This is a genomic window from Vibrio sp. 1641 (assembly GCF_033339995.1).
GTDB lineage: Bacteria > Pseudomonadota > Gammaproteobacteria > Enterobacterales > Vibrionaceae > Vibrio > Vibrio alginolyticus.
Genome location: NZ_JAWOVP010000002.1, coordinates 566,332 through 588,510 on the forward strand (window position 1 = coordinate 566,332; position 22,179 = coordinate 588,510).

The window sequence follows — 22,179 nt, forward strand, 5'->3', positions numbered from 1 at the left end:
CGCTCCGGTGTATACAACATTCTCATTGCTTTTCTTCCATTATTGATCGCAACCGGCAGTCTGGCGTTTAGCTGAATGATTTCATCTCTCTTCTTTTCTTAAAACAACTACACTTAATTAGAATAAGGTATCAATTTCATATAATTATTCGATATCTACGTGTTAGCACATGTGTCACATTTCTGTGACTACGAGTAAGTTTTACTTATGTTGCTCGGTAGTAGGGTATTTATCGATTGTTTAATGATTCAATACTTAGTTTAATCGCATAAAGGTGTGCAGTATGCCGCACTAAATTAATAAGAAATTATCTAAAAAGGTTAATGGGAAACGTAAGCCATTAGCGGAGGTCAGATGAGTACGCACACGGTACCGCAGAGCGCGATTGTAAATGCTGTCAAAGGTGAAGTTTTGGTTTTGGGCCTGGATGGAAACGTTAAGGTCATAAAAGCGGGGGATGAGTTAAGACCTGGCGAGATTATTATCACAGAAAATAATGCTTCTCTCGACGTACAGATAAATAATGAGCTTTATCTGGTCGATGCAAATTGTGTTGCTTGTCTTCCTGTGCCTTCTTCTGAATCACTAGAACCAGTATTGGTACAATCTCCAGTTAATGGCTTGGTGACTTTTGACCCAACGGCTATTGGAAGTGCTGACTTCGACGCCAACGATATTGCCGCTATCCAGCAAGCTATTTTAGACGGAGCTGACCCTACCGCTATCTTAGAAGCAACAGCTGCTGGCGCAGGTGCTGAAGGCTCGGCTAATGCTGGCTACGTGACGGTTGAATATAATAACCCGGAAGTACTCGCGTCTACTTTTTTTGAAACGTCTGCGACTCGCAGCGGAGAAGATGATCGCGACGAAGATGACGGTTTGAATGTCACGATCTTTGCTGATGGTGGGCAGTCACTGCAATCTAGCGTAACAGAAGGCTCAATTTCTCTATCTAGCTACCCGCAAACCATTTCTTCTAGTGTGCTGGTTGAAGCAGGGGATCTCGCACTTGATACTGCTTCATTTGTACCTGAAACGTCCTCATTAGAGTCTTTGTTAACCGAGTTAAATAGTGACATTACCTCTGGTGGTCAGCCAGTAGCGTTCGTTTACGACGAAGCGCAAAATGCCATTATCGGCACTCAAGGTGGTAACGAAGTGCTTTGTATCGAGATCGAAGCGACATCTTTAGGCCGTGATTTAGAGTTAGAGGTCGTTACCACGATTAGCCAGGGTATTGACCATGTGGCGTCCATCGCTGATGGCCAAGTATCTATCGTCGGTGATCAAATCAATATCGCTTTTGATATTACTGGCGCAGATATTGGTGGGAACAGCATTCAAGCGCCTATTGATTTTACGACAACCGTTATTGATGGCGATGATCCTGCGCCGCAAAACGTTACTTTTGAAAACGTTGAATCTTCTTCTACACCAATCACTGGCACCTTTGTTGATATTGGTAGTGATCAATTGGCAACGGTCACGTTTAATCAAGAAGGACTTAGTCAGTTCGATGGCCTATTGAGTGATAATCAGGCGACAGAAGCGGTACTCTCTGAAGACGGCAGTACTATCACCCTATCCATTGCGGGCTCGAATGAAACCGTCTTAACCATCAGTTTGAATACTGATGGTACCTACCAATTTGAGCAATTTAAGCCGTTAGAACAAACAAACGGTGAAGATACAATTGAGCTCTCTTTGCCAACCACAATCGTCGACTTTGACCAAGATACGGCAAGCAACACCTTTACGATGACCATCCTTGATGGCGATAATCCAGTGATTGAAAACGTGACGGGATTGTCTTTAGACGAGGCGGGGGTTGACCAAGGTTCACAGGAAGGCGCGGTAGTAACAAGTGGGACTGGGTCGATCACGACAGCGGTCGGTAGTGACATCATTGATCACTATGAGTTGGAACCTACAGAGTTCAATGTTGGTGGAGAACTCCAATCTCAAGGGCAGGTTGTTCAACTAGAACTAGCGTCCGAGAGTAACGGCGTACGTACTTACGAAGGCTTCATTGAGCTGGATGGTGTGCGTATTACCGTATTTGATGTGGCGATTGATGCGCCTGCATTGGGCGAATACCAATTCAACTTGTATGAACAACTTGACCATACGGGTGCCAACGATGACTCGCTTACTTTCTCATTGCCAGTTTACGCGGTAGATGCGGATGGTGACCGTTCCTCGATTACCGACGGTTCGAACACACCAGAAGCAGCGCAAATTGTCATTCAAGTTCAAGATGACGTTCCTACGATTGATGGCGTTGAGGCTCTAGCCGTCGATGAAGACGATTTATCAAGCATCGGCTCTGATCAAAGCGACTCTGTGCTCGCGCAAGGCAGTTTCACGACGACTCAGGGCTCAGACCGTGTTGTAAGTTATCAATTAGAAAGCGGCACTGATCCACTCAATGGGGTGGAATCACAGGGGCGATCTATCTCTCTGACGGAAACAACCAACTCAGATGGCAGCTTTACCTATTCTGCAACGGCAGAAGGGGACGCTATCTTCACCTTACAAGTGAACCCTGACGGTTCTTATTCATTTACCCTTGAAGGTCCAATCGATCATGCTGTGGGTAGTGATAGCTTAACTCTAGACTTCAATATTGTCGCAACGGACTTTGACGGTGACACCAGCTCACTTGTTCTACCAGTTACCATTGCTGATGATGTGCCAACCATTAATGACGTTGTTGCTCTTACCGTCGATGAAGATGACTTAAGTTCGGTAGGCTCTGACCAATCACAGCCAACGTTGGTTGAAGGTCAGTTCACGACAACTCAGGGCTCTGATGGCGTCGTACAGTATCAGTTGGATGTAAACGCTGATCCTTTAAATGGCCTGCAATCTCAAGGTCAAACCGTCTCCATTGCCGAAACGCAAAATGCAGACGGCAGTTACACCTACAGCGCAACGGCAAATGGCAGCGCAGTTTTCACATTAATTTTGAATACCGACGGCTCGTACAGTTTTGAGCTGCAAGGTCCAATCGACCATGCGGCAAATAGCGACAGCTTAACCCTCGATTTTAATGTTATTGCTACTGATTTCGATGGTGACACAAGTCAAATCGTATTGCCTGTTACCATCGTGGATGATAAGCCAACCATTACCGACGTCGATGCGATTACCGTTGATGAAGATGACTTAGGCACGATTGGGTCAGATCAGACTGACCCGATTTCAATCGATGGCAACTTCACCACCACACAAGGCTCTGACCGAGTGGTGAGCTATCAGCTCGATGCTTCTTCAACACCAGTTGATGGCCTTACATCACAAGGCGTGGCCGTCACGCTGACTGAAAGCGCAAACGGTGATGGCAGCTTTACTTACGAGGCGACGGCGGGGAGTGAAGCGGTCTTTACGCTGACAGTGAATACTGATGGCTCTTATAACTTCACGCTAGAAGGGCCGATTGATCATGCTGTTGATAGCGACGAGTTGACACTGAACTTCCCAATCATCGCGACAGACTTTGATGGCGATACCACAAATGCCACTATCCCAGTGACAATCGTGGACGATAAGCCAGTTATTACTGACGTAGATACCATTACGGTTGATGAAGATGATCTAGCGTCAATTGGCTCAGACCAAAGCAACCCGATTTCTATTGATGGTAACTTCACCACCACACAAGGTTCAGACCGAGTGGTGAGCTACCAATTAGATGGCTCATCAACACCAGTTGACGGTTTAACGTCGCAGGGCGTGGCTGTGACACTGACAGAAACCGCAAATGGTGATGGTAGTTTCACTTATGAAGCGACTGCGGGTGGCAACCCTGTATTTACTTTGACAGTGAATACTGATGGCTCTTACAACTTCACACTAGAGGGGCCAATTGATCATGCTGTTGATAGTGATGAGCTGATACTGAACTTCCCAATTATCGCAACCGACTTCGATGGCGATACTGTCACAGAAACCATTCCAGTTACGATTGTTGATGATGTACCGACCATCACAGCGGTGGATGCGTTAAGTGTCGATGAAGACGACCTTAGCGGTGTGGGTTCCGACCCTGGCGGCGATCTGTTCGTTGAAGGCGCGTTTACCACCACTCAAGGCTCTGACCGAGTGGTGAGCTATCAACTGGATTCAACAGCAGATCCTGTTGCGGGGCTGACCTCTCAGGGTGAGGCGATTACCTTGGTGGAAACCGCGAATGGTGACGGCAGCTTTACTTATGTTGCGACCGCTGACGGCAATCCTGTCTTCACGTTGAATGTAGCAACAGATGGTACGTACGACTTTACGCTGCAAGGTCCGATTGACCATGCAGCTAACAGCGACAGCCTGACGATTGATTTCCCAATTATTGCCACCGATTTTGATGGTGATACGACTTCGGCAACCATTCCAGTCACGATCACGGATGATGCGCCAATCATCGATAATGTTGTGCCTCTGGCTGTTGATGAAGATGATTTATCAGGCATTGGCTCAGACCAAACTGACGCTGTGTTTGTGGAAGGCGCGTTTACGACCACTCAAGGCTCAGACCGTGTGGTGAGCTACCAACTTGATTCAACGGCTGATCCTGTTTCGGGGTTAACCTCTCAAGGTGAGCCTGTTACTTTGGTAGAGACTGCGAATGCTGATGGCAGCTTTACTTACGTGGCTACCGCGGATGGCAATCCGGTCTTCACCATGAATGTGAATGCTGATGGCACATACAACTTCCGTCTGGAAGGTCCGATCGATCACGCGTTGAACAGCGACGAGTTAGTACTGAATTTCCCAATCATTGCAACAGACTTTGATGGCGATACGACGACCGCGACCATTCCAGTCACGATTACTGATGACGTTCCAACCATTAATAACGTTGTTCCACTGACAGTAGACGAAGATGATCTCGCTACAATGGGCTCAGACCAAAACGATGATGCGTTTATGTCGGGCTCTTTCAGCACAACTGAAGGCTCAGACAGCGTTGTTAAATACCAGCTTGATGCAACGGCAGATCCAGTAGCAGGGTTGACCTCTCATGGTGAGCCTGTCGTGCTTGCAGAGACAGCAAATGGTGATGGCAGCTTTACTTACACTGCCACAGCAAATGGCAATGACGTATTTGAATTGGTGGTGAAGCCAGACGGCAGCTACACCTTTACTCTGCAGGGCCCACTAGACCATGCGGTGAATAGCGACAGCCTGCAAATCGACTTCCCGATTATCGCAACAGACTTTGATGGCGACACGTCGACAGAAACACTACCTGTCACCATCGTTGATGATAAACCAACCATCACTGACGTAGACGCAATCCGCGTGGATGAAGATGACTTAGCGACGATTGGCTCTGACGGCTCAGATCCAATTTCAATCGATGGCAACTTCACTACAACGCAAGGTTCTGATGGGGTAGTAAGCTACCAATTGGATGCTGCTGCAACGCCAGTTGATGGTCTAACATCACAAGGTGTGGCCGTCACGCTGGCTGAAACCGCAAATGGCGACGGTAGCTACACTTATGAAGCGACAGCAGGAACTGAAGCAGTATTTACGCTGACCGTTAATACGGATGGTTCATACAACTTCACGCTGCAAGGTCCAATCGACCATGCGACAGACAGTGATGAGCTGACACTGAACTTCCCAATCATCGCGACGGATTTTGATGGTGATACCACCACAGAAACGATCCCAGTCACCATCGTGGATGATAAACCGACCATTACCGATGTTGATGCGATTACCGTTGATGAAGATGACTTAGGTACGATTGGCTCAGATCAGACTGGCCCGATTTCAATCGATGGCAACTTCACCACCACACAAGGCTCGGACCGAGTAGTGAGCTATCAGCTCGATGCTTCTGCAACACCAGTGGCTGGACTCACATCACAAGGCGTGGCAGTCACGCTGACTGAAACCGCAAACGGTGATGGCAGCTTTACCTATCAAGCAACAGCAGGCACCGAGTCGGTCTTTACACTGACAGTGAACACTGATGGCTCTTATAACTTCACGCTTGAAGGCCCAATCGATCATGCTGTTGATAGTGATGAGTTAACGCTCAACTTCCCAATCATCGCGACCGACTTTGATGGTGACATCACAAATGCCACTATCCCGGTCACCATCGTGGACGATAAGCCAGTTATTACTGACGTAGATGCCATTACGGTTGATGAAGATGACCTAGCGTCAATCGGTTCAGACCAAAGCAATCCAATTTCTATTGATGGTAACTTCACCACCACACAAGGTTCAGACCGAGTGGTGAGCTACCAGTTAGATGGCTCATCAACACCAGTTGACGGTTTAACATCGCAAGGTGTGGCGGTCACATTAACTGAAACTGCAAACGGTGATGGCAGCTTTACCTACGAAGCAACCGCGGGCTCTGAAGCGGTCTTTACGCTGACAGTGAATACTGATGGATCTTACAACTTCACGCTAGAAGGGCCGATTGATCACGCGGTTGATAGTGATGAGTTAACGCTCAACTTCCCAATTATCGCAACCGACTTTGATGGCGACACCGTTACTGAAACCATTCCAGTCACGATTGTTGATGATGTACCTACCATTACAGCGGTGGATGCGTTGAGTGTCGATGAAGACGACCTTAGCGGTGTGGGCTCAGACCCAGGCGGCGATCTGTTCGTTGAAGGCGCGTTTACGACCACACAAGGCTCTGACCGAGTGGTGAGCTACCAACTGGATTCAACGGCTGATCCTGTTGCGGGGCTAACGTCTCAAGGTGAGGCGATTACCTTGGTGGAAACCGCGAATGGCGACGGCAGCTTTACTTATGTTGCGACCGCTGACGGCAATCCAGTCTTCACGTTGAATGTAGCAACAGATGGTACATACGACTTTACGCTGCAAGGCCCGATTGACCATGCAGCTAACAGCGACAGCTTGACGATTGATTTCCCAATTATTGCCACCGATTTTGATGGTGATACGACTTCGGCAACCATTCCAGTCACGATCACGGATGATGCACCAATCATAGATAATGTTGTGCCTCTTGCAGTAGACGAAGATGATTTATCAGGTATTGGCTCAGACCAAACTGACGCTGTTTATGTTGAAGGCGCGTTCACGACCACTCAAGGTTCAGACCGTGTGGTGAGCTACCAACTTGATTCAACGGCTGATCCTGTTTCAGGTTTAACTTCTCAAGGTGAGCCTGTTACTTTGGTAGAGACTGCGAATGCCGATGGCAGCTTCACTTACGTGGCTACCGCGGATGGCAATCCGGTTTTCACCATGAATGTGAATGCAGACGGCACATACAACTTCCGTCTAGAAGGGCCAATCGATCACGCGTTAAACAACGATGAGCTAGTACTGAACTTCCCAATCATTGCAACAGACTTTGATGGCGATACGACGACCGCGACCATTCCAGTTACGATTACTGATGACGTTCCAACCATTGACAACGTTGTTCCACTCACGGTGGACGAAGATGATCTCGCTTCAATTGGCTCAGACCAAAACGATGATGCGTTTATGTCGGGGTCTTTCAGCACAACTGAAGGCTCGGACAGCGTTGTTAAATACCAGCTTGATGCAACAGCAGATCCAGTAGCAGGGTTAACCTCTCATGGTGAGCCTGTCGTACTTGCTGAGACAACAAATGGTGATGGCAGCTTTACTTACACTGCCACAGCAGATGGCAATGCCGTATTTGAACTGGTGGTGAAGCCAGATGGCAGCTACACCTTTACTCTGCAGGGCCCACTAGACCATGCGGTGAATAGCGACAGTCTGCAAATCGACTTCCCGATTATCGCAACAGACTTTGATGGCGACACCTCATCGAAGACGTTACCTGTCACCATCGTTGATGATAAACCAACCATCACTGACGTAGACGCAATCCGCGTGGATGAAGATGACTTAGCGACGATTGGCTCCGACGGCTCAGATCCAATTTCAATCGATGGCAACTTCACTACAACGCAAGGCTCTGATGGGGTAGTAAGCTACCAATTGGATGCTGCTGCAACGCCTGTTGACGGTCTAACATCACAAGGTGTGGCCGTCACGCTGACTGAAACCGCAAACGGCGACGGTAGCTACACTTATGAAGCGACAGCAGGAACTGAAGCCGTATTTACGCTAACAGTAAACACGGATGGCTCATACAACTTCACGCTGCAAGGGCCAATCGACCATGCGGTAGACAGTGATGAGCTGACGCTGAACTTCCCAATCATCGCAACGGATTTTGATGGTGATACCACCACAGAAACGATCCCAGTCACCATCGTGGATGATAAACCGACCATTACTGATGTCGATGCGATTACCGTTGATGAAGATGACTTAAGTACGATTGGCTCAGACCAAACTGACCCGATTTCAATCGATGGTAACTTTACCACCACACAAGGCTCGGACCGAGTGGTGAGCTATCAGCTCGATGCTTCTGCAACACCTGTAGCTGGACTCACATCACAAGGCGTGGCAGTCACACTGACGGAAACCGCAAACGGCGATGGTAGCTTTACTTACCAAGCGGCAGCGGGGACTGAAGCGGTCTTTACGCTGACAGTGAATACCGATGGCTCTTATAACTTCACGCTAGAAGGTCCAATCGACCACGCGGTAGATAGTGACGAGCTGACACTGAACTTCCCAATCATCGCAACCGACTTTGATGGCGACACGTCTGCTGAGACAATTCCTGTCAAGATCGTTGATGACAAACCGACACTTGGTGGCATCGAAGCAACAAGTGTGCAAACGGTTGACGAGGACGATATCCCAACAGTCGGATCTGATGGTACGCAGTCGAACAGCATTGCAGGTAACTTCATCGCGACTGATGGCTCTGATGGCATTGTGGAGTACAGCGTTTCTGACCTAACCACGCCAGTACAAGGCCTGACCTCTGGTGGTCAATCTCTGGTTATGGTTGAAGTATCAAACGCAGGTGGCGTTTCAGTTTACGAAGCTCGTATTGATGGCACGACGACACCAGTATTCCGTGTGACTCTCGATGCTTCTGATGATAGCTACACTTTCGATTTGCTTGCTCCTCTCGATCATCCAAATGCTGATGGCCAAAATGAACTGGTCATCAATTTACCGATAAACGCGACTGACTTTGATGGAGACGTGTCGAACAACATCACCTTACCAATTACGGTTGTGGATGATGTTCCGACCATTGACGGTTTACTAGCAGGCAGCGAACAAACCGTTGATGAAGATGACCTACCAGCAGGTACGGATGCTGCAAGTGCAGAAGATACTGTTATTTCAGGTACTTTTGATATCACCGAAGGTGCTGACCAAGTTGCTTCTATTCAGCTGAGTGACCTGACCACGCCTGTTGCGTCACTGACTTCAGATGGTGAAGCTATCACCTTAGTTCTGTCTTCTAGCGCAAACGGCGTGAACGTATACCAAGGTGTCGCAGGCAATCCTGCTGAAGTGGTGTTCGAACTGACGTTGGATGCAACGAACAACACCTACGAGTTCGATTTACAGAAGCCGCTTGATCATCCCGATGGTAATCAGCAAAACGAGATTGTTATTAACCTCCCTGTGACGGCGACAGATAATGATGGTGATACTTCACCAGCCTTCACATTGCCAATTACCGTTGTGGACGATGTTCCAGTTGTTACCAATATTGAAAGTCTACGTGTCGACGAAGATGACTTACCTCTTGGTTCTGATGGAACGAAAGAGCCATTAACGGTATCAGGTGAGTTCGAAGTCACTAGCGCAGATGGTATTGATGCTTTTGAATTGGATCTAAGCTCAAATCCTATCCCGAATCTGAAATCGGGTGGAGAAGAGGTAACACTTTCTCAAGACGTTGGCGCTTCAACTGCTGACGCGCTTGTTTACGTGGGACAAACACCGGGTGGAGTGACGGTCTTCACGTTGACACTTCATCAAGATGGTAAATACGACTTTGAGTTATCTGGTCAGTTAGATCACGCGGTTAACTCTGATGAGATTTTGTTGAATCTACCTGTGAAGATCACGGATGGCGACAACGATACCATCACTGCGACCTTGCCAGTTACGATCGTAGATGACAAACCAACCATTGATGCTATTAGCTCTGGTAGTACCTTGTCTGTGGATGAGGATGATATTCCAAGCCAAGGTTCGGACGACACGCCAGAATCTAATATCATTGGTGGCAACTTTGACGTTACTGATGGTGCCGACTCTATCGTTAGCTTCCAGTTGGATAGTTTAACATCGCCTGTTTCTGGCCTTACCTCAGGTGGTCAACCGCTTGAGTTGGTTGAGTTTTCAAATTCAAACGGTGTGATTGAGTACCGAGCTTATGTACAAGGTACGACGGACACCGTCTTTAAACTGACGCTAAATGGTTCAGCAGACAGTTATGAATTTGAACTGTTGGGTGCACTTGATCATCCTGCGGGTAACGATGAAAACTCGTTGGTCATTAACTTCCCAGTCAACGCGACTGATTTTGATGGCGATGTGTCCAATAACATCACCTTGCCGATCACCGTGGTGGACGATGTCCCAGCTATTGTGAAAGTGACAGACTCTAGCCAACAAACCGTTGATGAAGATGATCTTTCCGGTGGCTCTGACACGACAAGTAGTGATTCAACGGTATTGAACGGCGGATTTGAGGTCGTTGCTGGTGCAGACAAGATTGTCAGCTACCAAGTTTCAGACCTCGATGCAGTCGTGTCTGGTTTAACGTCGAACGGCAGCAGCATCGAGTTGAATCTAGTAAGCACGAATGGTGGAGTAACCAGTTACGAAGCGGTTATTACTGGCACATCAACTAAGATCTTCACGCTGTCTCTTGATGCGAATAATGACAGCTACCAATTTGAGCTGTTGGGACCAATCGACCATGACGCTGTTCAAGGTGAAAACAACCTTGTCATTGATATTCCAATTACAGTAACAGACTTTGATGGTGACACGTCATCATCACTGAATCTTCCAATTACCGTAGTTGATGACATTCCCGAAATTAAATCAGCAGATGCTTTGGCTGTTGATGAGGATGACCTTGCCAACGGCTCTCAGGCAACCAACAAAGACAGCCTAGAAGCAACGGGCAATTTCGATACGGTGGAAGGGGCAGATACCGTTGTCTCTTATCAGCTGGATCTTACTTCTAACCCGATACCAGGAGTAACTTCAGGTGGTTTTGCGGTGACGTTAGTTCAAACCGCGGTAAGCAACAACAACTTTACTTATCAAGGTCAAACACCTGATGGTAACTCAGTGTTCACACTAGTTTTGAACGCTGACGGCTCTTACAAGTTTACGCTTGAGGGTGCGCTAGATCACTCAACTCAAGGCGAAGATACACTCATACTTGATCTCCCAGTCTTTGCGACCGATGTCGATGGTGATACGGCAGGTATTAACTTACCAGTGACGATTACCGATGATGTTCCAACCTTGCACGATGCATCTATTTCGCGTGTTGAGGGGCAAGGCAGCCGCACGGTTCGTTTATTCCGAGACCCTGTAGAGGGGGATGATGACCTTGGTGCTGACGGCGCACAAGTGACTTCATTCTCGGCTGATGATTCAGGCATTTACTTTAAGCAAAACGGTGTTGATTCTGATTCTGTCGATTTGAACGGCAGCGACCAAGTCGTATTTGTTCACAAGGTTCTTGACGGAGTGGATACTGAAATCGGTCGTTTGGTTGTTCGAACCGATGGCAGTGTGTCATTCCGTCCGAATGACGATCTTGACCATACCGAAACCGACTCGATTGATTTCACCATAAACGTTGTTGCAACCGATGGTGATGGCGATATCGCAGATGCCGATGTGGATATCTCGATAAGAGACCGCAATGCGCAAATTGACACGTCTACCGTTACTGCGTTCGAAGACCAAGGGCGTGATGGTGTCGTTGTGGGCGTTGACTCTGCAAATACTCAGGACAACTTGTCGACGCTGGATGTTAACCCTGCGAAAGTCGACTTGGTTATCAATTTACATGATATCGACCGTAACGAGAGCTTAGGTGACATCACTATTCGAGATGCTGATACTCACAACGGTACTTTCTACTACCGAGACGGCAGTGGCAACTACATTGAATTAACATCTGTGGGCAATACGGTTGTTCTCGACGCATCAAATGTTGAGCAGTCATTCAATGGTGAGCTTGTCTCGTTAGATAACTTGTACTTCGTACCAGATCGTCATACATCAACCGATGCTTCTGGTATCGATCCTCGTATCCGCGTGGAAATTCTTAACAATGGTACGCCAGATCATACGATTAATGGTCGTTTAGACATTGAAGTTGCTGCCGTCGCAGATATTGCAACGTGGATGGCAAGCAGCGAATTTAACTACTCGGTTGATGAAGATGGAAACAATGTCGCCCTTAACATCACGGCTGAAACCCAAGACACTAGTAACCCTGAAGGCATTGTGTACGAGCTTGTCTTTACACAAGGAGAAGGTAGCGCAGAGTTAGTCTATTCAGATGGTAGTGCGATACCAAAATCCGGTGGTGTTTATCTGGTGGATGCAAGCCGAATTGATGAAGTTCAAGTTGATCCGATAGATAACTTCTCGGGCGAAATCAGAATTGATGTCACCGCTATTACGACGGAAAACAACAATCCACTGCTTGGGAAAGATACCGCTCGCTCAGAAACCGAAACCATCATTATTGATGTAAACCCAGTTGCGGATAAAGGTAGTTTTACTGTAAACCGAATTAATGTGTTTGAGGATAATGCTCGAACTCAAAATACGGTAGACCCTGTCACTGATCACGACCCACTCCAATTAAGTGAAGTGATCACCATGAAACCATCAGCGGACTTAGATGGTTCTGAAGCGTTATTTGTGCGCATTTCTAACTTCTCAATTGATGGGGTTACTTTGGTGTGGCTGGACTCAGCAAACCCAAGTCAGATAGTAGAAGTGACCGATTCAGGCGGCAATGTACTTTATTACGAAGTGCCAGAGTCTGAATTAGCGAACGTCGAAGTTCTTCCTCCGTTGCACAGCAATGATGACTTTACTTTCAATGTCGAAGGCATTGTGAAAGACACAGCATCATTGTCTACCGGTACGACAGAAGATGTGTTGTCACTGGGCAGTAAGACCGTCATCGTTGGTGTAAAAGGTGTTGCTGACATACCAGACACGGTATTAATTGACGCGGGGAACGTTTGGAACCGATTCGTAGACGGAGATGTGGCCGGGATAGAGACGACTATTGAAGAGAATGGTGTTGTAAACCTCAACTTCTCGGTTGTATCAGGTGAAGTTGCCGATAGACCACAGGATGATTCAGAAGCCATTACTGTTATCCTGTCCAACATCCCCGACGGTGTTCGTGTCGTAGATTCAGACGGTTCAAGCGTTGACCTCACCTTTGTTGGCTATGATGGTAACGGTCAACCGATTTACGAAGCAAACATCACTGGGCTGAATTTTAATTCCGGTATTCAAATTATTCCAGAAGCCTCTTCAACCGAAAACATTGCGATTACAGGGACGATCATTGTTACCGAAAATGATGGTCATAGTCGTGTGATTGAAAGAGAGGTAAGGATCAAGGTCGAACCCGTTATTGACGCTCAAGATAACTACGTTGTTCGATCGGAGGGAGATGAAGATACGCGCTTTGACATCGATTGGAAACCGACGCTCGTACAAAGCCCTGATACCGATGAATTCTTTAGTGATGTAACCATCTCTGGATTTCCTCCAGGCAGCACGGTCTATGTAGATGGTGTGGCACAAGCGCTTGTTTCTGGAACACTAACGCTTTCACCGCAAGCTGGTGAATCAGAGCAAGATTTTTCCGCTAGAATCTCTCAAAGTGGCTATGTTCAAGTCCAGTTGGAGCAGGATTCAAGTACTGACTTTGACTTGACCACAACCGTCACTGTGAAAGAGATTGACCATGAATATGTTGACGCTTCGAATCCCGGTGAAGGTATCGCAGAGAAAACCATCAATGGTACGGTGAATGTCCAAGTTAATCCAATCGTTGAGCCAGAGGATAAGACGGGGGCAATAGACGACCAAACCCGTCTGCTTGTCACTGAAAGTGGTGGTGGTGCTACCGATATCGTGAAGTCAGACGATCAAGGTAACATTGACTTTACGATCAACACTTCTATGGGGGGCGAATCTGGTGCTCATATCATTAAATATCAAGAGTTTGATGCGTCTTCAGATGAAGTGGTGACTCAACTTGTTGTTCAATTTCACAATGTGGACCCTGAGATCCTCAACCAATTGGTTATCGTCGGTGCACTAAATGAAGGTGGAGGTCGTTGGACAGTAACTAATGAAGACAACTTCTCAATTAAAGCGCCGTCTGGACTTGATTTAACACCAAACGATGACAGTGACGATGGCGATAACGGTGGTCTCTCTCAAATTGGCTTAACCATTTACGCAGAAGTGAATGATTTGGGCGAAGATTTGGGCAACGAAAAAGATGCGACGGTCATGCGCCAAACGGATGTGACACTTGAATTTCCTACCGTTCTCACACCGCAAATGAGTGTAGCGGCAGAGATTCAGGTGGCTGATGATGTCCAAATTCAAGCGTTGGAAGACAATTCTATTAACCTTGGTGCTCAGTTAACGTCGAAAGTTGATGCGATTAATGCAGATGGCGTGGAGGATGTCTTGACTATTATCGTCGATCCTTCAGCTCCTGGTATTCCTCCTGGTTTGGTGATCACGGGGACGGATATCGACTTTGTCAATGGCAAATACGTGTTCCAAGCCCATATCGATGCGAGTGGAAATATTACTGGCCTTGATGGTTTGACGATGCACTTGGCAGAAGATTACGCAGGTGATTTCGAATTACCAATTCGGTTCGTCACTAAAGACACTGAGTCCGGTGATGAAAAAGAAAATAATGTTCAGTTTCCAGTTCAGGTTTTACCGGTTGCAGACGTTCCGAGTTCAGCCGGGGATCAGCCGTTGGATAGCGATGTCACACCAAATGTAAGAGTAGATATCGTCGGTACTTTCGGCTTGGATGCAAACAAACAACCTGTGACTGATCTAAATAACGACGTTCCCACGGCGGATGGTGTTGGTTACGAAGATGGCTTAATCCAACTTAACTTGAGTGTTGATTTTGCCGATCAATTTAACAACACTCAAGGTGGTCGAGAAACACTAACGAACATCAAGTTAGAGCTTGATGACACAACATTAGGTGAGTTTGTTGATGCCAATGGTAACAGCTTAGGAACCAGTATTGAGTTTAATGAAGCTGAGATTTTAGCTGGTGCGCTTGACAATGTTCTGTTTAAGCCAAAAGAAAATTACCCCGTAGGTGGTGGCCAAAATACCGTCAAGATTAATATCGAGGGAGAAATTACTGATGAAGCTGTGTTTGATCAGTCTATCTTGAATAACTCTGGCGATAATATAGATGTAAGAACTTTCACTGACGATGTCACATTTGAAGTTACGCCAGTCGTTGATGACATTACCATTACAGGTGCCGATCCGACGCAGCCAATCACGGTGATTGGCGACGAAGATACTTTAATTTCGCTTAATCAATCAGGGTCTGGTGTTTCGATCAGCCTGAACGATAATGACGGTTCTGAGAGTTTCGTTTCACTCAAGTTAACGGGGCTTCCTGATGACTTTATCGTTAAATCCAATTCCTCTGATTATGTTGTTAAGAACAACGGTGGGGGCGAATGGAGTATTCAACTAAAAGATCTCACTCAGACGTCCATTGACCTGAGTGACATCCAAATTAAACCGCCAAAACACTTTAGTGGCGAGGCTGAGATAGGTATTACGGTCTTCATTCAAGAGGAGTTGCTACAAGTTCCAACGGAACGAAACAACAACTTTACGCTGATTGTTAATCCTATTGGTGATGATGTTGATGTGAATCCCGATACTTCGGCTGCAGGTAATGAGGGCGAAGACATTGTTATTAATGTAAATGCGTTAGTGGTTGATAACAAAGAGTCCATCGGAGATGGTGCAAACTACCAGGAAAATGATCCAGAGACGCTGAGAGTTGAGGTCTCCAATGTCCCTGATGGGGCGAGTGTTTCATTACCTGATGGGACCGTGTTTACTGACCAAGGCGGCGGCATTTTTGTCTTAGAAATCAATGCTCAAGACTTGGATCAAGTGGTGTTTAATTCTGGGGATCGCAACGATAACTCATGGGGTGGTTCGCTGCATTTCAAAGTGCAAGCCGTTGATACTGGGCTCGATGGCAGTCAAAGCTTGGGCTCCGCAGAGGAGTTTGATGTCACTGTTGATGTTGAAGCAGTGAACGATCGTCCAGAGTTCGTCAACACCGTGGATGTGGAAACACCAGAAGATACGCCATTGCTGCTTGATGGTTTCAGCATTACCGACATTGATGCCGTACTCGATGATCCGAATGCTGAATATGTACTCAATGTGAACGTCGACAGCGGTATCTTGGAGCTTAATCCAACGCTCATCGCTACTTACAACCTAACCGTGAGCGGTGATGGTACGGACTCCGTTGAACTGAAAGGCACAGTGGCCGATCTAAACAATGCCATTGCAGACGGTCTGATTGAGTTTAACCCAGAGCTGAACTTCTTTGGTGACGTTCAGGTGGACGTGACAGTCGATGACCAAGGTAATGAAGGTATCGTAATTGGTGGGGTAGATGACACCCTAAATACCAACAGCAGCAGCTTCAATATTGAAGTAACAGCGGTGAATGATACCCCAGAAACTACGCCAGTGACGCTACCGGACATTGAAGAAGACAGTGGTGTGTTCTCCATCTCTGAAGCGGATCTTATTGCGAATGCGACAGACGTAGAGAACGATAATCTCACGGTTAGCAATGTTCAGTTAACGGATCCGAATTCGGGCAGCATTACTTTCAACAGTGGCACGGGAGAGTGGGAATTTACCCCAGCACCAGATTACAACGGTCCAGTTGAAATCACGTACACCATTACAGATGATGGCACGACAAATGGTGCATCCGATCCTAAATCGGTTAACGGCAGCGCATCGTTCAACGTAACGGAAGTCAATGATGCTCCAACGACGTCTGAAGTGACACTTTCTGATATCGCAGAAGACAGTACGGCGGTTGATATTACCCAAGCTGATTTGTTGGCGAATGCGTCTGATATTGAAAACGACACCTTGATGGTGAGCAATGTCCAGTTGGTTGATCCAAGCAGCGGCACATTGGATTTCGACAACGTAACAGGTACATGGTCATTTACTCCTGCGCCTGGCTACAACGGCAAGGTCGATCTGACCTACGACATTACCGACAACGGTACAACGAACGGTGTTTCAGATCCTCAAACGGTGTCAGGAACGGCGACCTTCGAAGTCACTGAGGTGAACGATGCACCGGTAACATCAGAGGTAACGTTGAGTAGTACCGAAGAAGATGGTGGTTCGGTAACTATTACGGCTACTGAGTTGCTGAGCAACGCAAGTGATCCTGAGTCAGACAACTTGACCGTCGATAATGTTGTGTTAGTGGATCCAGCTTCCGGCACGCTGACTCAAGTGAGTGCGACAGAGTGGACGTTTGAACCCGCAGCAGATTTCTTTGGTGACGTTAATTTCACTTATGAAATCACAGATGACGGAACCACTAACGGCGCTCCAGACCCAATTACAATCGCGGGCACAGCAGTGTTGAATGTTGAAGCGACCAATGACGCACCTGAAATCACTGCAACGTCGGTAACGGATACGATCAATGAAGCTGATGGCCAGAAAGTAACGGGTATTAGTGTGAGTGACGTCGACTTTGCGGGCGCACAAGCAAATGAAAGCATGACCGTGACTCTTACAGTTACCGAGGGCGACCTTCGTGTCGAGCCGCCAGCAGGTAGTGGTGTGACTGTTGGGGCGGGGATGGCTGGTGAAATCACCCTAATGGGCACACCAGATAATATTAACTCCGTTCTTGGAGCAACAGACGCTTCTGAGGGTGTATTTGTGGATGCAGGAGATGTCAACGCAGCTTCAATCACTTTATCGGTGAAAGTCGAAGACAACGGCGTGTACTTCGAAAATGCGGGTACCGCATTGGAAGCGAATCAAGATTTCACTATCAATGTGACACCTGTAGCTGATGCACCTACATTGAGTATCAATCCTCAGTTTAATTACATTCGTCAAATTGCGGCTAGCCAAACCGCGAGCAGTCAAGGTTTAGCGATTGTCGGAATCATGGCGGCGCTTACTGATATTGACGAGGTGCTGTCTTTGGAGCTAACGGGCGTACCAGCTAGTGCTGAGGTAACAAGTGGCGTTTCTCCATCAGGCATTAGCTTCGATGGTACCACTTGGACAGTACCAAGCGATGAAATTGATACGCTAGAAATTGTCGCAACAGATACTAACAGTGGTATTGATGTCGGTTCTTACGATATTTCGCTTACGGCCATATCAACGGAATCTAATGGCGATGAAGCGCAGTCTTCACCTGTCCAAATTAGTTTGGATGTGAGTAGTGATAGCGACGATATTGACCAGTCAACCGCAGTGGACGACAGCTATTTAGTCGGTGGAGACACAGGTATCAACTTGATTGGTGGCGACGGTGACGACGTTATTCTGGGTGGCGATGGCGATGACGTGCTTATCGGTGGCTTAGGTTCAGATATCTTAACGGGTGGAGACGGCAGTGATATCTTCAAGTGGACGGTAGATTCCGTTGATGAAGGGGCAGTGGATACCATTACTGACTTCACTGTTAACGAAGACAGTATCGATTTACGTGAAGTTATCTCTGATCTCAATAACTCAATGATCGACATGGATGATCTGCTTAGTCACATTTCGGCAGACTACGATGCATCGACGGAAAGTGTCTCTCTGAACATTACGACGGATGCAAATGTTCAACAGACAATTGTCGTGGAAAACTTAGGTACTTCAATCGACTTCAACGGTCTCAGCTCCAACGAGATTGTAGAGTCATTGCTGAACAACGGTGTTATTGATAACGGATAAACCCGTATACAACACAAAAATGGGCGGCTCTGATAAGCCGCCCATTTTTTTCGGGAAAGCTTGATTTTAAACAGGAGATATTTGAATCGAAATAGAAAGCAAGAACGAAGCAAAGGGGTTATCTTGTTACGACGTTATAGTGATAGTTGGAAATTAAAATAGCGATAATTTGACGTTAAATCGCCTAAACGTGGATGTCTAGCAAGCTGCCAATGATTTCATTGTTTTTCTCTATGGCAGACGCGCCAACTCGGTTATAACCAGCGGCTTGAGCTAGGTTGAAGAGAGATTCAACTTTTTGAGAGGGAAGGCTAGGTGTTGAGGCTGTTATTGCGACATCCGCAACCGCAGCTAAATCGATGTTGTGATCAGAAAGTTCTTCTTTTACCTTACTTACATTATTGTTAATGCCATGTGCAGCTTTCTCGGCCATTTGTTGTGACATCTGAACGATGTGGTGTCCAGATTGAATTCCTGATACAGGCATATCACTACTCCCAACATTATGATAGTGAGAGCATAGGTGGAGTTTATAAAACGTTCAAGTGTTTTATATCAATGACTTGATTAGGCAAACAGTTTGGCAAGCATTTCTCTTTCTTCACCAGATAGAACCGGTTTTTGCGCTTTATTTAGTTTCACGCTGATCTCACCTTGTAATGACTTTAACTGACTTGCCGTTAAATCACTGAGCTTTTGCTTAAGTTCATTAAATTGTTGTGCGTTCATCTCAATACCTTCGTCGTGATTCGGTTTATCCGTCGTTGCCCGAAATTCTTCATCCTTTGGATACAACATATTTATTCAACCAAAATAGATTAGAATTTGATCGATTGCTTTTTGTCCGAATATTGTCAAGGTGTGTTAAGTGATACGTCAGATTTTTCCTAAGAAGGTACATAATTACCCACTTTGGGGTAGATGGAAACGTAAAAAGAAAAAGGGAAGCGATATAGCGCTTCCCTCTTACATATGGTTTGAATGTTACTAACTTACCCTGACGGCAAACTTACTAGCAAGTGAATGAAGCTCTGGGAGCATGCGATAGATAAGATGAAGTTGCTGCAATACCATGCGGGCAGAGCTGTCGTCTTCATCGCGCCATTCGTTTAAGCGTTGCTCGAGTCCAGCATCATCAATATTAGATAGGTCACACTCCTCACAATGCTGGTGAAGCTGTTTATGAAGTACATCCAGATGCTGATGAATACAACGGTGAGCATCTAAAACGAGTTTATGAATTGACTCATCTTCGATGCGAGTTCTGTGCGCGCCTAATGCAGAAATATAGTTCAACATTGCGTGATTTAACGTTAGGAAGCGAAAACTTTCATCAACAGCTGCGCGATATTTGCCAGGCTCCGCCAGCATCGTACTAATCGCAGAAGAGAGTGAGGCATCATTATTGTGGGCCTGGCGGCGAGCGATACGGTAACTCAAATTGTCTTTCTTGCCGATTCTATACTGACCAATGATCTGATCGAGATACTGCTTGTTCGCCTCTATCGCATCCGACATAACTTTGTGAAGCCTTCTCGACTGCCAGTCGGGCAAAATAACTAATACAGCTCCTACTGCAAGCACACACCCGATGAGGGTATCTGCTAGTCGAGGAAGGACAACTGCGTAACCTTCACCTAGTTGATTAAATAAGAAGAGGACGAGCAGTGTAATAAAACCAGTCGCGTACCCATAGTTGTTCATCCGGAAGGCGAAAAACATTACACCAGAGATAACGATAAATACTAACTGGCTTTCTTGAGAAGGGAAAAAAGTCAGCAATGGTACACCAATCAACAAACCAGCTAATGTACCTATTACTCGCGCCGTCAATTTTTGGCGAGTGGCACTGTAGTTCGGTTGGCATACGAATAAAGTGGTTAAGAGTATCCAGTAACCTCGGTCGATGTTGAATATTTGAATGATTCCATAGCCAATCGTTAAGGCAATTGACATACGTAATGCATGCCGAAACAGCATCGAATCTTTGTGTAAATTTGCTGATATACGCTGCCACATCGCTTTTAGCGTGTGTGGGTTGGTATCGGCGAGGGTATCTTCTTCGAGGCCTTCAACATCTGGGTTGTTAATGTTATTAAGCTGTTTTTCTACCGTCGCTAAGTTATTGAATAAATATGTTAACTGCATCAGAAGACGTTTCCAGTGCCCTTGCTTTTGTTCTTCTAGATAAGCAAGAGAGTTTTGTACTTCAGCTAATGCCAGAATAGATTGATCGGTATGGGAGTATTCATTTCCTAGCTGAATGGCTAGTGCAATATCACGACACGCTTGGGCTTGAGACTCCAAAAGATATTTAAAACGAAACAGCACATCAGAACGTTCAAATTCGGTCGCTAAATCCTGATAGCGATAATGGCTAGAACTGACTCGTTCGTGAATGTCTTGAGCGATGAAATAAATATTTAAAAATCGGTCACTAGGCCCATCAATGTGACCCCGTTTCGATCGGTTAAGTAATGTGGTTTTACAAACGTTTAGTGCCGTAACCGTGGCAGCATTGCATTTTGCAGCTTCAATCCGCAGCGGTTGTGGCGTCAAGTTGGTCACAGGGTGAAAAAGCTTGGCTTTCGCATCAAGATAATTCGCCATTTGGAAGAACACATTGGCTAAGCTTTGTTGCACCGGTTGAAGAGGCCAAAATATCTGCCAAATCATGGACATGAAGTAATACCAGGCGGCACCAGTCAAAAGCAGTAGTGGCTGAAACCAAATGTTGGTGCTTTCATGTGCGCCAAGCATAGTATAAATAGCGATCAGCAACGAACCAAAAGCAATACTCGCGTACTTAGGACCTATCGCCCCAAGAATGATGAAGCCGAAGGTTGAGATAAATAATCCCAACGCAAAAGCCCATGGGGTATCGAACAAGATTTCAATTGAAAAAGCAGCAAGCGCAAAACAGAGAAAGGTGAGAATCAGAGCCTTGATGCGTCCAGTGAAACTGTCATCACTTTCAGCCAAAGCAGCAGCAATAACGCCTAATATTAATGGCGTTATCAGCGTGTTTTGCTCGAAGTACCAAGTTGGGATAACCACACCCAGTAAGGTAATGAGGATAAGAACGCTGTAATTTATCGTCTTGTTTGCCCAATATAGCCGAAATTTAGAAGTTGCTTGCACAATGCGCCTTATGTTTCCGATGAAGAACAGGGGGAATACTACCAGACCCACTATAGCGCGTTTATG

General features: G+C 46.4%; 4 protein-coding genes. 1 reads left to right on the forward strand and 3 read right to left on the reverse strand.

Annotation, left to right across the window (positions count from 1 at the left end; translation table 11 throughout):
• Positions 1 to 354 precede the first annotated feature (354 nt).
• Positions 355 to 18,972, forward strand: coding sequence for a retention module-containing protein (locus R7Z47_RS06510; RefSeq protein WP_318129903.1), 18,618 nt, complete (start codon positions 355 to 357; stop codon positions 18,970 to 18,972).
• 184 nt (positions 18,973 to 19,156) lie between these two features.
• Here R7Z47_RS06510 and R7Z47_RS06515 read toward each other — a convergent pair whose 3' ends face one another.
• The 3 genes from R7Z47_RS06515 to yccS form a co-directional block, all read right to left on the reverse strand.
• Complete coding sequence (locus R7Z47_RS06515; RefSeq protein ID WP_031781170.1) at positions 19,157 to 19,459, reverse strand: hypothetical protein; 303 nt, start codon at positions 19,457 to 19,459, stop codon at positions 19,157 to 19,159.
• 80 nt (positions 19,460 to 19,539) lie between these two features.
• Positions 19,540 to 19,770 (reverse strand): hypothetical protein, encoded by a 231-nt coding sequence (locus R7Z47_RS06520; protein ID WP_005376575.1) that lies wholly within the window; start codon positions 19,768 to 19,770, stop codon positions 19,540 to 19,542.
• 189 nt (positions 19,771 to 19,959) lie between these two features.
• On the reverse strand, positions 19,960 to 22,113 hold the full coding sequence (gene yccS / locus R7Z47_RS06525) for a YccS family putative transporter (protein WP_031781171.1): 2,154 nt from the start codon (positions 22,111 to 22,113) through the stop codon (positions 19,960 to 19,962).
• Positions 22,114 to 22,179: the final 66 nt, after the last annotated feature.